This window comes from Neorhizobium sp. USDA 3394 (assembly GCF_056280385.1).
Genome location: NZ_JBWCDU010000001.1, coordinates 3,122,216 through 3,137,696, shown reverse-complemented (window position 1 = coordinate 3,137,696; position 15,481 = coordinate 3,122,216). Strand labels below are relative to the sequence as shown.

The 15,481-nt window shown below is 62.1% G+C and carries 11 protein-coding genes and 1 pseudogene; 8 read left to right on the top strand and 4 right to left on the bottom strand.

What is annotated here, in order from left to right; translation table 11 throughout:
- Positions 1-90: 90 nt before the first annotated feature.
- The 8 genes and pseudogenes from ACZ9EJ_RS15455 (at position 91) to ACZ9EJ_RS15420 (ending at position 9,914) form a co-directional block, all read left to right on the top strand.
- A complete protein-coding gene (locus tag ACZ9EJ_RS15455) occupies positions 91-1,803 on the top strand; it encodes a GumC domain-containing protein (protein ID WP_255742857.1) in 1,713 nt (570 codons plus the stop codon).
- Between the two features lie 120 nt (positions 1,804-1,923).
- Positions 1,924-2,823 carry a bifunctional methylenetetrahydrofolate dehydrogenase/methenyltetrahydrofolate cyclohydrolase FolD gene (folD, locus tag ACZ9EJ_RS15450; RefSeq protein ID WP_046640990.1) on the top strand — a complete coding sequence of 300 codons (900 nt, stop codon included), beginning with the start codon at positions 1,924-1,926 and terminating at the stop codon, positions 2,821-2,823.
- Positions 2,824-2,962: 139 nt separating this feature from the next.
- Positions 2,963-4,324, top strand: coding sequence for an ABC transporter substrate-binding protein (locus ACZ9EJ_RS15445; RefSeq protein ID WP_046640921.1), 1,362 nt, complete (start codon positions 2,963-2,965; stop codon positions 4,322-4,324).
- 91 nt (positions 4,325-4,415) lie between these two features.
- Entirely contained in the window at positions 4,416-5,429 is a 1,014-nt protein-coding gene (locus ACZ9EJ_RS15440; protein WP_046640922.1) for a carbohydrate ABC transporter permease, read from the top strand.
- Between the two features lies 1 nt (position 5,430).
- Positions 5,431-6,589: pseudogene (locus ACZ9EJ_RS15435) on the top strand (carbohydrate ABC transporter permease).
- A gap of 29 nt (positions 6,590-6,618) precedes the next feature.
- A complete protein-coding gene (gene bglA / locus ACZ9EJ_RS15430; protein ID WP_046640924.1) occupies positions 6,619-8,274 on the top strand; it encodes a beta-galactosidase BglA in 1,656 nt (551 codons plus the stop codon).
- 18 nt (positions 8,275-8,292) lie between these two features.
- On the top strand, positions 8,293-9,381 hold the full coding sequence (locus ACZ9EJ_RS15425) for an ABC transporter ATP-binding protein (protein WP_046640925.1): 1,089 nt from the start codon (positions 8,293-8,295) through the stop codon (positions 9,379-9,381).
- A gap of 176 nt (positions 9,382-9,557) precedes the next feature.
- Complete coding sequence (locus ACZ9EJ_RS15420; protein WP_046611702.1) at positions 9,558-9,914, top strand: hypothetical protein; 357 nt, start codon at positions 9,558-9,560, stop codon at positions 9,912-9,914.
- A gap of 76 nt (positions 9,915-9,990) precedes the next feature.
- Here ACZ9EJ_RS15420 and edd read toward each other — a convergent pair whose 3' ends face one another.
- The 4 genes from edd to ACZ9EJ_RS15400 all read right to left on the bottom strand — a co-directional run bounded on the left by edd (position 9,991) and on the right by ACZ9EJ_RS15400 (position 15,481).
- Positions 9,991-11,808, bottom strand: a complete 1,818-nt coding sequence (gene edd / locus ACZ9EJ_RS15415) for a phosphogluconate dehydratase (RefSeq protein WP_046640926.1) — start codon at positions 11,806-11,808, stop codon at positions 9,991-9,993.
- Between the two features lie 95 nt (positions 11,809-11,903).
- Positions 11,904-12,602: a 6-phosphogluconolactonase gene (gene pgl / locus ACZ9EJ_RS15410; protein ID WP_046640927.1), complete on the bottom strand. Its 699-nt coding sequence runs from the start codon at positions 12,600-12,602 to the stop codon at positions 11,904-11,906.
- A gap of 5 nt (positions 12,603-12,607) precedes the next feature.
- Positions 12,608-14,080, bottom strand: coding sequence for a glucose-6-phosphate dehydrogenase (zwf, locus tag ACZ9EJ_RS15405; protein WP_046640928.1), 1,473 nt, complete (start codon positions 14,078-14,080; stop codon positions 12,608-12,610).
- A 99-nt stretch (positions 14,081-14,179) separates the two neighbouring features.
- Positions 14,180-15,481: an NAD(P)/FAD-dependent oxidoreductase gene (locus ACZ9EJ_RS15400; RefSeq protein ID WP_046640929.1), complete on the bottom strand. Its 1,302-nt coding sequence runs from the start codon at positions 15,479-15,481 to the stop codon at positions 14,180-14,182.

Here is a 15,481-nt window from a genome sequence, read left to right as displayed (position 1 = left end):
TGCCATGAAATTTTAGACTGCGTTAATCAGAGGGCTGCCCGCGGGATGCCGGCGGCCTCAGATTAGCGCGGTCATCCCATGTATCAGTCGGTGAAAATCGAAGACGACCGAAATCCTGACCCGGCAGCAATGCTCGCCGGTCTGCGATCCGCCGCCCTCAAGGTTGGTGCGCTCACGCTGATCGGTGCGCTTTTGCCGTTGCTGTTCGTCGACACGGTTCCGCATCAGTTCGGCGCAGAGACCCGGCTGAAGGTCGAAGCGGCGAGCGAAGGCTCGATCAATACGGCTGCTGCCGCGCTCCGCTCCAGGGCCAGCCTCGACAACGTCATACGCGCGCTGAACCTTGGCCGTGACAGCGAGTTTTCGGTCGACCGCCAGAGCGTCGTCAGGATCGTTTCCGATATCGTTTCCGGTGAGGCGATGACCGTGTCCGAGGCCGAGAGCCGGCTGCGCGAGCGACTTTCCCAGGCGATCGTAACGAGCTACGACCGCCGCGCTGGCGAGGTGACCATCTCCGTCACGGCGGGAGAGCCGGAAGAGGCGGCCCGCATCGCCAACATGCTCGGCGACACTTTTCACGATGAAATTGCCTTCTCCGGTACGAAATCTTCCGCACCGGTCGTGGAGAAGCTGCGCCAGACACTCGAACATGCGCAAGCCGCTCTTTCCGGCTTCGTCGCCGAGACCGACGCGCAGAAGCTTGCCGAACTGCGCCGGACCGAGGGCGACGGGCAGCAGCTCGCTGCAGAAATAAACGAGGCCACGGCGCAGCTTGGCGACCTGAAGCAGAAGGCGGCACAGGCGTCCGGCATGAAGCTCTCGGACGTGCTGAACAAGCCCCTGCCGGACAGTCTCGAATATACCGGCCTCGACTATCAGCGGCAGAGGCATGTCGAGGCAAAGCTTGCCGTCGACCAGCTTTCGAGCGATCTCGGCCCGCGTCACCCACGGCTTGCCGCGGCTCAGGCAGCGCTGGCGGATGTGAAGGACGACATCCAGGACGCGCTGAGACAGCTCGTGACCTCGCTTCGCCAACAGGAGGCCGCCGCCGCCAAACATCTGGCAGAGCTGAAGGCGAGGCAGGCGAAGAAACCCGACGACAAGGAAATAGCCGATTCCGGAGCAAGGCTTGCGGCTCTCGAAGCTGCCGTGGACGAGGCACGGCGAAATTACCTCGAAGCGCTGCAGGGAACCGAAGCCAAGGCATCCACGGGCAAAGTCTCGGTCGTCGTTCCGGCCGTGGCGGCATCGGCGGCGGTGCTGGGTCCTTCATCCGCTGAGCTCTCGGGCATCGGTGGCCTGATCGGGTTCTCCCTCGGCATCGCCCTGGTCTTTCTGAAGCGCCGCACGCCGCGGCCCGCGAGCTGCGCCGACGAAATGGATCAGGCCGACGAGCCCGCGCTGATTGTCGACCGGGACCTGCTGGCGGAGCATCTGGACGAGCAGGATTTCCTCCCCGAGGAGTATGATCCGGCTTACGATCGCCCGGCCTATGAGCCGCAGCCGTCCTGGCGCCCGCGCCATCCGGCGCCCGCCAATGACAGTCCGCTTGCCGATCACATCCGCGAAATGCTGACGATCAATCGCCGTCCGGCCCCGGAGGCGGAGCTCCCGTCCTTGGTCGCGGCCGTCATGGCGGGCCGCCTTGCCGATGGGCCGTCCTACGGTGCACCTCGCCGTCCGGCTCCGTCTCCGGAAGAGCTCCGAAAGGCGGAGGAACTTCGCGAGCTTCGCCGCAACATGGCGGAGTTGCGCGAACGGGTTCAGGTCTATTCCGACCGCCGGAACGCCTCCCGAGGATAAGGGGCCTGCGACATCGAATCCGCTTGCATTTGCTGTCTGCGACCAGCATAGGGCGTTGGTGGGCAAATTCAGAACATGCTCAATGTATACATTGGCGGCGGTTTCAAGCGGGAGGTGCGCATGGCTGTGGTGATCGATGGTAAGGAGGCGGCAGCATCGGTAATCACCGCGGTGACCGAGGCTTCGGGTTCCCTCGAAAGGGAGGCCGGCGTGAAGCCTGGCCTGGCAGTCGTCATCGTCGGCGACGATCCGGCCAGCCACGCCTATGTCAATTCCAAGAGCAAGATGGCCAAGCAGTGCGGGTTCAAATCGGTCCAGCATAGTCTTCCCGAGGACACCACTCAGGAAACGCTTGAGAAGCTGGTGGCCGAGCTCAATGCCGATCCGTCCATCCACGGTATTCTCGTCCAGCTCCCGCTGCCGAAGCACCTGAACGCCGAGCCTGTCATCCTGTCGATCTCACCGAATAAGGACGTGGACGGTCTGCACGTCGTCAATGCCGGCAAGATCGCGACCGGCGACCTTGAGACCGGCTTGATTTCCTGCACCCCCGCTGGGGCCATGCTGCTGGTCAACCGTATACATGGCCGTGACCTTTCGGGTCTCAACGCTGTCGTCATCGGCCGCTCCAACCTGTTCGGCAAGCCGATGGGCCTGCTGCTCTTGGCCGCCAATGCGACGGTCACCATGGCGCATTCCAAGACGAAGGACCTCGGGTCCGTATGCCGCGACGCCGATATCCTGGTTGCCGCCGTCGGCCGGCCGCAGATGGTCAAGGCCGACTGGGTGAAGCCGGGTGCCACCGTGATAGACGTCGGCATCAACCGCGTAGCGGCGCCCGACAAGGGCGAGGGCAAGACCCGGCTGGTCGGCGACGTGGCCTATGCGGAAGCCGCTGAAGTTGCTGGCGCCATCACCCCGGTTCCGGGTGGCGTCGGCCCGATGACGATCGCAATGCTGATGGCCAACACCGTCATCGCGGCCTATCGCACGGCCGGCAAAACCGCACCCAGATTCTGATTCTGCGGGGACAGATTTTTTCATTTGTTCCACGTCGGCTGCGCGGGGGTTGACTCCTCCGCGAGAGCGTTAAATCTCTCCCCATGTTTTGGAACTCCCGGCAAGGTAGAAAAAGCCGGGACAGTGGGAGGATATTTCAATGAAGGCATCATTTTGGATCGGTACGGCGCTCGCAGCGCTTCTTGCCGGTGGCGCGGTCGCCCAGGAGCTGAAGTTCGCGCCCGGCCAGGATTCGAAATTTAACTGGAAGAGCTATGAGGATTTCAAGGCTGCCCACGCCAATCTCAAAGGGCAGAACCTGACGCTCTTCGGCCCCTGGCGCGGCGAGGACGAAGTGCTGTTCAACAGCGTTCTCGCGTATTTCAATGCCGCGACCGGCATCAACGGCCGCTATTCCTCCTCGGAAAATTACGAACAGCAGATCGTCATCGACACGCAGGCCGGTTCTCCGCCGAATATCGCCATCATTCCGCAACCCGGCCTCCTGGCCGATCTTGCCGCCAAGGGGTTCCTGACCTCGCTCGGCCAGGAGAACTCCGACTGGGTCAAGACCAACTATGGCTCGGGCGGGGACTGGATCCGTTACGGCACCTACAAGGGCAAGGACGGCAAGGAGGCGTATTTCGGCTTCCCGTTCAAGGCCGATTTCAAATCCATGGTCTGGTATGTGCCCGAAAACTTCGAAGAAGCGGGTTACGAGGTTCCGAAGACCATGGAGGACCTGATCAAGCTCAGCGACCAGATCGTCGCGGATGGCGGTGTTCCGTGGTGCATCGGTCTCGGCTCCGGCGGCGCGACGGGCTGGCCGGCGACCGACTGGGTCGAGGACATGATGCTGCGCACCCAGAAACCGGAAGTCTACGACAAGTGGGTGAGCAACGAAGTCAAGTTCAACGATCCGGCCGTTGTCGGCGCGATCGATGAATTCGGCAAGTTCGCCAAAAATCCGAAATATGTGAGCGGCGGCGTTGCGGCCGTTTCCTCCACCGACTTCCGGGACAGCCCGAAGGGCCTCTTCGGCATTCCGCCGAAATGCTACCTGCATCACCAGGCATCCTTCGTCCCGTCCTTCTTCCCGCCTGAGACCAAGCTCGGCACCGATGCCGACTTCTTCTACCTGCCCACCTATGCTTCGAAGCCGGAGCTCGGAAAGCCGGTCCTCGGCGCCGGCACGATGTTTGCCATCACAAAGGATTCGCCCGCCGCCAAGGCGTTCGTCGATTTCCTGAAGACGCCGATCGCCCACGAGGTGTGGATGGCGCAGTCGTCGTTCCTGACCCCCTTTAAGGGTGCAAATTCGAATGCCTATGCCAACGAGGTGCTGAAGAAGCAGGGCGAACTTCTGACCACCGCCACGACATTCCGCTTCGACGCCTCGGACCTGATGCCTGGCAAGATCGGCGCCGGGGCGTTCTGGACCGGCATGGTCGACTATGTCGGCGGCAAGGACGCCAAGACCGTGGCGACCGATATCCAGAAGGCGTGGGACGGCCTGAAATAAGCCTCCCCTCAGGCGGCCGCCTTATGACCGCGCCGGATGCCGGCGCGGTCCAATAAAAAGCTACGCATAAAACCGTGAAAAGGGGAGAGCCATGATATCGCAGATCGTTTCAGCCGTCGGCGTCGTGATCGCCGGCGTTTTCGTCTGTGCCTTATATTACTGGCTCTCCGACAGGATCCTGCAGATCGTCTTTCCCGTGCCGGTGGACAATGTCCGCGCCGCCTCCGTCAATCTCAACCGCCGCGCCATGGTGCGTCCCTGGTTGTTTCTCGGCCCGGCGCTGATCCTGCTGGTCGTCTATCTGGTTTACCCGGTCGTCGCGACCTTCATACTTTCCTTTTACGACCGGTCGGGCGGCAACTTCGTCGGCCTCGCGAATTATCGCTGGGCACTCCAGGACGCGCAGTTCCGCCAGTCCATCTTCAACAACATCCTCTGGCTCGCCGTGGTGCCTGCAGCCTGCACCTTCTTTGGCCTCGTCATCGCGGTGCTGACCGACCGCATCTGGTGGGGCAATATCGCCAAAAGCCTGATCTTCATGCCGATGGCGATTTCTTTCGTCGGTGCTTCGGTCATCTGGAAGTTCATCTACGAATATCGCGGCGGCAGTGAAACGCAGATCGGCCTCCTCAATGCCATCGTACAGGCCATTGGCGGCTCGCCGCAGGTATGGATTTCGCTTCCGTTCTGGAACAACTTCTTCCTGATGGCGATCTTGATCTGGATCCAGACGGGCTTTGCAATGGTCATCCTGTCGGCCGCACTCCGCGGCATCCCCGAGGAGACGATCGAGGCGGCGGTGATCGACGGCGCCAGCGGCTGGCAGATCTTCTGGAAGATCATGGTGCCGCAGATCTGGGGAACGATAGCCGTCGTCTGGACGACGATCACCATTCTTGTGCTGAAGGTCTTCGATATCGTGCTGACCATGACCAACGGCCAGTGGAACACCATGGTTCTCGCGAACCTGATGTTCGACTGGATGTTCCGTGGCGGGGGCGACAGCGGCCGAAGCGCAGTCATCGCGCTGATCATCATGGCTGCCGTCACCCCGATCATGATCTGGAACATCCGCCAGGCGAACAAGGAAATGGGAGGCCATTGAGATGAGTGCAGCCGCTAGCCTCCGCCGTATCGGCCTTCCGCGCCTTATCGTCCACGTCTCCGTCCTCATCATCTGCATCATCTGGCTCATCCCGACGCTCGGCATCCTGGTCACCTCCTTCCGGGAAGCGGGCCAGATCACCGCATCGGGCTGGTGGACGGCCTTTACGGGCGCCGCCGAGACGAGTGCCGCCCGCCTCGGTGAGCCTTCAACCGCCAGGCAGGATGGTACGAACTACGTGATTTCCGGTTCGGTCTTCGAGGGAGGGAAGGGCGGCACCGTGCGTGCCTTCGGCACCCGCGTTGCCGCGCCGACGGAGTTTACCGCCGGACAGCCCGCCGATATCGGCAACGGCGAGACGCTGACCGTCAACGCGGACGGCAGCTATACCTATTCCAAGAATGCGCCTTTCGAGGGCCGCGGCAAGCGCGTTTACTTGTCCGTTGCCACTCCGCCATCCTTCACCACCGAGAACTACCGCACGGTGCTGACCTCCCAAGGTATCGGCCAGTCCTTCGTCAACTCGCTGACGGTCGCGGTTCCCGCAACCATCATTCCGATCCTGATCGCAGCCTTTGCGGCCTACGCTCTGTCCTGGATGGAATTTCCCGGACGCGCCCTCATCATCGCCCTGGTGGTCGGGCTGATCGTCGTTCCGTTGCAGATGTCGCTCATCCCGCTTCTGAAGATGTATAACGAGATCGGCAATTTCTTCGGGGTATCGTCTCGCAGTTATGCGGGTATCTGGCTTGCGCACTCCGCCTTCGGCATGCCGCTCGCGATCTATCTCCTGCGCAACTACATTTCCGGGCTGCCGCGGGAAATCATCGAATCCGCGCGCGTCGACGGCGCCAGCGATTTCGAAATCTTCGTCAAGATCATCCTGCCGCTGTCATTTCCGGCGCTCGCGTCCTTCTCGATCTTCCAGTTCCTCTGGACATGGAACGACCTCCTCGTCGCCATGGTCTTCCTCGGCACCGGCAAGGACCAGTTGGTCCTGACCGGCGCCCTGAATGCACTTCTGGGCTCAATGGGGGGAAAGTGGGAAATCCTGACAGCTTCAGCCTTCATAACAATCGTCGTGCCGATTATCGTCTTTTTTCGCCTTGCAACGGTATTTGGTTCGCGGCCTGCTCGCCGGCTCCGTCAAGGGCGGCTGATCAACATCGAACGACAACAGGATTTTTGAATGAGCGTTTCCGCAGAAGCTCCCGTAGCACCGGACAAGGACTGGTGGCGTGGGGCCGTTATTTATCAGATTTACCCGCGCTCCTATCAGGACTCGAACGGCGACGGCATCGGCGATCTGAAGGGCATCACCGCCCGCCTGCCGCATGTGGCAGCGCTCGGCGCGGACGCCATCTGGATTTCGCCGTTCTTCCCGTCGCCGATGCGGGATTTCGGTTACGACGTCTCGAACTACACGGATGTCGATCCGATGTTCGGCTCGCTGTCGGATTTCGACGGTCTGATCGCCGAAGCGCACCGGCTCGGCATCAAGGTGATGATCGACCTCGTCATGTCGCACAGCTCCGACCAGCACGCCTGGTTCATCGAGAGCCGGTCCAGCCGCTTCAATCCCAAGGCCGACTGGTATGTCTGGGCCGATGCCAAGCCGGACGGCACGCCGCCGAACAACTGGCTGTCGATCTTCGGCGGATCGGCTTGGGCTTGGGATCCGACCCGCATGCAGTACTACATGCACAATTTCCTGACCTCGCAGCCGGACCTCAACCTGCACAATGCGGAGGTCCAGGACGCGCTGCTCGACATGACCCGCTTCTGGCTGAAGCGCGGCGTCGACGGTTTCCGTCTCGACACCATCAACTTCTATTTCCACGACAAGGAACTGCGCGACAACCCGGCACTCGATCCCTCGCGCCGCAACGCCTCCACCGCGCCGGCCGTGAACCCCTATAACTTCCAGGAACATCTCTACGACAAGAACCGGCCGGAGAACCTGGAATTCCTGAGGCGTTTCCGCGCCGTGCTCGACGAGTTCCCGGCGATCGCCGCCGTCGGCGAAGTCGGCGACAGCCAGCGCGGCCTGGAAATCGTCGGCGAATACACGTCCGGCAACGACAAGATGCAGATGTGCTACGCGTTCGAGTTCCTGGCGCCCGATCCGCTGACGCCGGCGCGGGTGTCCGAGGTGCAGAAAGCGTTCTCGGTGGCTGCACCGGACGGCTGGGCTTGCTGGGCCTTTTCCAACCACGATGTGGTGCGCCATGTCAGCCGCTGGGGCCACGACGTTCTCGATCGCGACGGCTACGCCAAGATGGCATCCGCTATCCTGATGTCCCAGCGCGGCTCGGTCTGCATCTATCAGGGCGAAGAGCTCGGCTTGACCGAAGCCGATATCGCCTATGCCGACCTGCAGGATCCATACGGCATCCAGTTCTGGCCGGAATTCAAGGGCCGAGACGGTTGCCGCACCCCGATGGTCTGGGACAGCCAGGCACTGCAGGCGGGCTTCTCCACGGCGGAAAAAACCTGGCTGCCGATCCCGGTCGAACATCAGCTTCGGGCTGTCGGCGCTCAATATGGCGACCCGGCCTCGGTGCTCGAGCAGTACCGGCGTTTCCTCGCCTTCCGCAAGCAGCACCCGGCCTTTGCCAAGGGTGACATCGAGTTCCTGGCCGAAGACGGCGCCGTTCTCGGTTACAAGCGCCAATACGGCAACGAGACGGTGCTCTGCCTGTTCAACATGAGCGCGGCGGAAACGGCAACCGAGCTGCCGGCCGGCGACTGGGAAGTGCTGACCGGCCACGGCTTCGAGAGTGGGCTGGAAGGCAGGCGAGTGGAATTACCGGCCTGGGGGGCGTTCTTCGCCCATAACGCATAACGATAAAGGGGAGGAATCATGGCTGGCGTCATTCTGAAGGATATCCGCAAGGCCTATGGCCAGGTAAAGGTACTGCATGGCATCGACCTGGAGATCACCCAGGGCGAGTTCGTGGTCTTCGTCGGCCCGTCCGGCTGCGGCAAGTCCACGCTGCTGCGGATGATCTCCGGCCTGGAAAGCATCACCAGCGGCGAGATGTTCATCGACGGCCAGCTCGTCAATGACGTGCCGCCGTCGCGGCGCGGCATCGCGATGGTCTTCCAGTCCTACGCGCTCTATCCGCATATGACGGTCTACGACAACATGGCCTTCGGCATGCGGATCGCCAAGGAAAGCCGGGATGAGATCGACCGCCGGGTGCGTGCGGCGGCCGATATCCTCCAGCTCACGCCCTATCTCGACCGCTTGCCGAAGGCCCTGTCCGGCGGCCAGCGCCAGCGCGTCGCCATCGGCCGCGCCATCTGCCGCGATCCCAAGGTCTTCCTATTTGATGAGCCGCTTTCCAATCTCGACGCGGCCTTGCGCGTCGCAACCCGCATCGAGATTGCCAAGCTGAAGGATTCGATGCCGGACACCACGATGGTCTATGTGACGCACGACCAGGTGGAGGCGATGACGCTCGCCGACCGCATCGTCGTGCTTTCGGCCGGCCGGATCGAACAGGTGGGCGCCCCGCTCGAACTCTATGAGCGGCCGCAGAACCTCTTCGTCGCCCGCTTCATAGGCTCGCCGGCGATGAATATCATCCCGGCCACCGTGACGGAGACCGGCGAGACGACCACGGTGTCGCTGAAGGGTGGAAAATCGGTGCGTGTGCCGGTGCCGACCGCGGCTTCTGAAAAGGGCAAGACCGCCAGTTTCGGGGTGCGGCCGGAAGATTTGTCGATTGCCTCAGGCGAGGACTACCTCTTCGAAGGCCAGATCGGAATCATCGAGGCGCTCGGCGAGGTGACGCTGCTTTATATCGAAGGCTTGGTTGATCAAGAGCCGATCATTGCCAAGATCCCAGGCATTCTGCAGGTGAAGAAAGGCGAGACAATGCGCTTCTCGGCGGATCTCAAGAAACTGCACCTTTTCGATGCGGAAGGTAAGGCCTATCGCCTCTAGGAGTAACCATCCGTTTACTGTGATTTTGCGATCTGCATTTGGAGTTGTTCTGATTTGGGACTTCAAAACGCTCTGTTAAATTTCGCCGGCTAGGCTTCCTCCATAAGCAATGGAGGGATGTCGTGAGCGCGACTCCAAGTAACAGAAATCACTTTTTGAACAAGGAAGAGTCTTTCATGTACGACCGGGAAGCCCGGTTCAAAATGGAAGACACGATGAATGCGGCGCGTATCGAGTATACGGAAAATGGCGTGATGAACATGGCGCAGCGCCGCTGTGACGTCATCCGTATCTCGATGAGCGGCGCGGTCCTCGGCATCCTGACCCAGTATAATCTGCCGAAGCAGTTTTATCTCGACATTCCCGACGCGCGCATCTCCAAGGTCGGCTGCCTGCTGATGCGCACCAACGCCAACAACACGATCGAGGTGCGTTTCCTGTCGCTGCTCAAGCAGAAGGAACTGGACCGCATCTTCATCTTCTCCACCCATCCGAACCATCGCGACCGGACGCTGGATATCCGCTCCTGGTAACCCGTTCTGATGACTTGAAATGGCAACGGCGGCTCCACGGCCGCCGTTCTCGTTTCTGCAGATGACAATCGCCTGTTTACGAAAACACGCTGGCGCCCATGTCGGCGGTGCCGACATGGCGGCGGAAGGGGGCGAAGAGTTCGCGGCCCATGCCGAACTCGTTGTCGGAAAGATCCACGACGACGGGGGTGCGGGCTGCAAATTCCGCGGCGTCCACCAGCACTTCCAGCGTACCGGCGACAGCATCAAGGCGGATCATGTCGCCGTCCTTGATCCTGGCGATCGGTCCGCCGTCGCAGGCTTCGGGCGTGATATGGATCGCCGCCGGCACCTTCCCGGAAGCGCCCGACATGCGTCCGTCGGTGACCAAGGCCACCTTGAAGCCGCGGTCCTGGAGAACGCCGAGCGGCGGGGTGAGGCGGTGCAGTTCCGGCATGCCGTTCGCCTTCGGTCCCTGGAAGCGCACGACGGCGATAAAGTCCTTGTTGAGCTCGCCGCGCTTGAAGGCTTCCTGCAGCCCATGCTGGTCATGGAAGACGATCGCCGGCGCTTCGATGATATGGCGTTCCGGCTTGACGGCGGAAATCTTGATGACCGCCTTGCCGAGATTGCCCTTCAGCATCTTCAAGCCGCCATTCGACTGGAACGGCGTCTCGATCGATGCGAGCACCTTGGCATCGCCGCTCTGGTCCGGGACGGCCTCGCGCACGACGGCCCCGTTGGCGTCGAGTTTCGCCTCGACCGTATAGGCTTCCAATCCATGGCCGAAGACGGTGCGCACGTCGTCATGCACCATGCCCGTCTTTAGGAGCTGTTTGATCAGGAACCCCATGCCGCCAGCCGCGTGGAAATGGTTCACGTCGGCAAGCCCGTTCGGATAGACGCGAGCAAGCAGCGGCACGACATCGGAAAGCTCCGAAATATCCTGCCAGGTGAGCAGTATGCCGGCCGCGCGCGCCATGGCGACGAGGTGGAGCGTATGGTTGGTCGAACCGCCGGTCGCGTGCAGGCCGACGACGCCGTTGACCACCGAGCGCTCGTCGATCATCTCGCCGGCGGGGGTGAACTCGTTGCCGAGAGCGGTGATCGCCAGCGCCCGCTTGGCGGCCTCGCGGGTCAGCGCTTCGCGCAGCGGCGTGCCCGGATTGACGAATGACGCGCCGGGCATGTGAAAGCCCATGATCTCCATCAGCATCTGGTTGGAATTGGCGGTGCCGTAGAAGGTGCAGGTGCCGGGGCCGTGATAGGACTTCGATTCCGCTTCGAGCAGTTCGGCGCGGCCGACCTTGCCTTCCGCATAAAGCTGGCGGATGCGCGACTTCTCGTCGTTCGGAAGTCCCGTGGTCATCGGGCCGGCGGGAATGAAGACGGAGGGCAGGTGGCCGAAGCTCAGCGCCGCGATGACCAGGCCCGGCACGATCTTGTCGCAGATGCCGAGGAAGACCGCTGCGTCGAACATGTTGTGCGACAGGCCGATGCCGGCCGCCATGGCGATCGCGTCGCGAGAGAACAGCGACAGCTCCATGCCCGGCTGCCCTTGCGTGACGCCGTCGCACATGGCCGGCACGCCGCCGGCGACCTGGGCTATGCCGCCGGCTTCCCGCGCCGCCTCGCGGATGATCGGCGGGAAGGTCTCATAGGGCTGATGCGCCGAGAGCATGTCGTTATAGGCGGTGATGATGCCGAGGTTCGCAACGACGTCTCCTGCGAGCGCGTCCTTCTCGGCGGGGGAACAGACCGCAAATCCATGGGCGAGATTGCCGCAGGAGAGCGTCGATCTGTGCGGACCCCGGGTGGCCGCCCGCCGCACACGGTCGAGATAGGCTTCACGATGGGGCTTCGAGCGTTCGACGATACGGGCGGTGATTGCCTCGATGCTGGAATGAGCGGCCATGATCTTGTCCTCTTGTGCTCAACCCCGGCTTGGGAGGGCAGGACCTTCGGAAAGGCCCTAAGCCACCGGGATTGCTCGCGTTGAAAGTCGGCGCTTTAAGGCGCCCAGAAAATCTGCAGCGGCGATGCGGCGCGGGTAAGCACGGCGCGGATCGGCATGTCTGTTTCGTCGGAGCCGGCCTTTGCCGTTTCGAGCACGTCCTTCTTGCCCTGGCCTTCGATATGCAGCACCAGGAAACGGGCGTCCGAAAGGCTCGCGAACGAGAAGGTCAGCCGCTCTTCGCCCGCACCTTCCGCCTGCATGGTCAGCACGCCGCGGGGGCCGGAAAGGTCGAGCGCCCGAGCGAGGTTGTTCCCGTGCGGAAAGAACGAAGCGGTATGGCCGTCGCCGCCCATGCCGAGGATCGCCACGTCGAAGGGCTGGCCGATGCCGGACGTCTTGTCCGTCGCGATGACGGCCGCTTCATCGATCGACGGTGCTTCGTAGTAGAGCGGGATGAACTTCGCCGCCGCGGCCTTGTCCTTTAGGAGATGCGTCGACACCAGAAGGTGGTTGGAGCGCGGGCTGTCTGCCGGCACAAACCGTTCGTCGACCAGCGTCACGGTCACCTTGCTCCAGTCGATATCGCGGGTCGCCAGCGCCTCGAAGAACTTCTTCGGGGTAGAGCCGCCCGAGACCGCGATCGAGGCGGTGCCCCGGTCGCGGATCGCGGTTTCAAGCTGTGCCGCGACCTCGTCCGCCAGGCTGGCGGCGAGGTCTGCGGCATCGGCGAATTCATGCATATTCACGGTCATGACCTTCAACCTTCATGCCATGTGCGGCCGTCGCGCTCGATGAGGGCGATGGCCTGGCTCGGACCCCAGGTGCCGGCGGTATAACCCTGCACCTGCTGGCCGGCCGCTTCCCAGCCTTTGAGGATCGGATCGACCCAGTGCCATGCGGCTTCCACTTCGTCACGGCGCATGAACAGCGTCTGATTGGAGCGGATCGTGTCGGTCAGCAGCCGCTCGTAGGCATCCGGATTGCGCACCGAGAAGGCTTCCGCAAAGCTCATGTCGAGCGATACATTGCGCAGCCGCATACCACCCGGACCAGGGTCCTTGATCATCAGCGACTGCTTGACGCCTTCGTCCGGCTGCAGGCGGATGATCAGCTGGTTGGCTGATATGCGACCGGCGGCGGCGTCGAAGATATTGTGCGGGATCGGCTTGAAGGTGATGACGATCTCCGACATGCGGGCTGCCAGCCGCTTGCCGGTGCGGATGTAGAAGGGAACGCCGGCCCAGCGCCAGTTGCCGATCTCGGCCTTGATGGCGACGAAGGTCTCGGTGTTGGAAACGCCGCCTTCCAGCTCGTCGAGATAACCCTTGACCGGACCGCCCGCGGATGCGCCGGCGCGGTACTGGCCGCGCACCGTCATCTGTTCGCAATTGGCCTCGGTGATCGGCTTCAGGGCGCGCAGCACCTTGAGCTTTTCGTCGCGCACCGCTTCCGAATTCATGGAGGAGGGCACTTCCATGGCGACAAGGCAGAGGAGCTGCAGGATGTGGTTCTGGACCATGTCGCGCAGCGCACCCGCCGTGTCGTAATAACCGGCGCGGCCTTCCAGTCCGACCGCTTCGGCGACCGTGATCTGCACGTGGTCGATATGGTCGGCATTCCACAGCGGCTCGTAGAGCGCGTTGGCGAAGCGCAGCGCCATCAGGTTCTGCACCGTCTCCTTGCCGAGATAGTGGTCGATGCGGAAGATCTGGTCTTCGTGGAAGGCCTTGCCGATCATGTCGTTGAGCTGCAACGCCGACGCGAGGTCACGGCCGATCGGCTTTTCGACGACGATGCGCGTCGACTTGGTGATCAGCTTGTAGTCGCGGATCTTTTCCGAGATTGCACCGAAAATGCCCGGCGCCACGGCCAGATAGAAGACGCGGATGCGCTCCTTGCCGTCGTCGAGCAGTTTCTTGAGTTCGGTCCAGCCTCCTTCGGCCTTTGCATCGACCGAGACGTAATAGAGCCGCTGGAGGAATTTGTGGACTTCCGCCTCGTCGTATTCGCCCTTTTTCAGGTGCTCTTTCAGGGCATCCTGGGCGAACTTGCGGTAATCCTCATGCGAAAGCGCACTGCGCGAAGCGCCGATGATGCGGGTTGGCTCGGTGAACTGGCCCTCGATCTGCCGGTGGTAGAGGGCCGGAAGGAGCTTGCGTTCCGCAAGGTCGCCGGTGCCGCCGAATACGATACAATCAAAGGGTTCAACTGGGATGATCTGGCTGCTCATCGCTGTTCTTTCGTCCTGCATGGTTGGGGGCATACTTATTCTAATCGATTTAAAAACGCTAGCCCGAATTGGCTTCCGAAGTGTGTTAGGGGCTACTTGTCAGAGCCTGTCGCGCAGCGCAAACCACGTGAGGGCAAGGAAAAGCAGCGGAGTCCGCATGTGACGCCCGCCGGGGAAGGCAGGAATTTTGAGTGCGGCAAGGTGGTCGAGATCCGTTGCCTTGCCGCCGACCATATCAGCATAAAGTTTGCCACAATAGTTTGACAGCATCACGCCATGACCGGAATAGCCGCCGATTGACGTGACCCCGGGCATGACTTCGCGCACGAAAGGCTGGCGCGGCATGGTGATCCCGACATTTCCGCCCCAGGCATGGGTGATTTCAACGTCTTTCAGCGCCGGATAGGTGTCGACGATCTGCTTGCGGATGGCGTTGGCCGTGTCCGCCGGGTTGCTGGAGGTGTAGACCTCGCGACCACCGAACAGTAGCCGGTTGTCGCGGCTCTTACGGAAATAACGCACCACGAACCGCGAATCAGCAACGGCCTCTCCACCGGGGAGGATACCGGGAAAATCGTCGAGCGGCGTGGTCGCCGCGATGAAGGAGCCGATCGGCATGATATGCGCTGATGTAACCGGTTCGAGATCGCCGATATAGGCATTGGTGGCGATCAGCACCCGATCGGCAGTCAGCGTGGCCCTGGGCGTCCGGACCAGGATCTTGCCGCCCGGTCCGTTTCTCGTTTTCTCGATGCCCGTCGCGCGGGTCATCTCGAAAATCTGCGCACCGGCGGCCTGCGCCACCCTGGCGAGCCCGACCAGCAGCTTCAGCGGATGGATGTGGCCGGTGCCGGTATCGCGCACTCCGCAATAATAGTCTTTCGTGCCGAGCCGCTCGGCGGTCTCCCTGCCATCCATGAAGGAGATGTGGGGATACCCGTAACGTTCCGCCGCGATCTCGGCAGTCGTCCGATAATCCTTCTCTTGGCCCCGTTTGTGGGAAACGTTCATCTGTCCCGGCATGTACTCCATGTCGATGCCGTGGGTCTCGGCAAAGTCGAGGAGATGCCGCTTGGCGTCTTCGGCCATGTCGAACAGCGCCTTGGAGCGCTCGTAGCCGATCTCCTTTTCAAGATCCTCCGGCCACCAGCGCTGCCCGGTACCCATCTGTCCGCCATTGCGGCCGGAGGCACCGTCGCCGAACCGGCTGGCCTCGATCAGCGCGACGGAGATACCAGCCTTTGCAAGATTGTACGCCGCCTGCAGGCCGGTATAGCCGCCGCCGATGATCGCCACGTCGACCGATCTGGATCCGTCGAGTGCCGGATAGGTCGGCCGCTCGCTAAGGGTTGCCTGATACCAGGAAATTCCCGGGGCGATCGGGCTCTGCCATGCATCCAA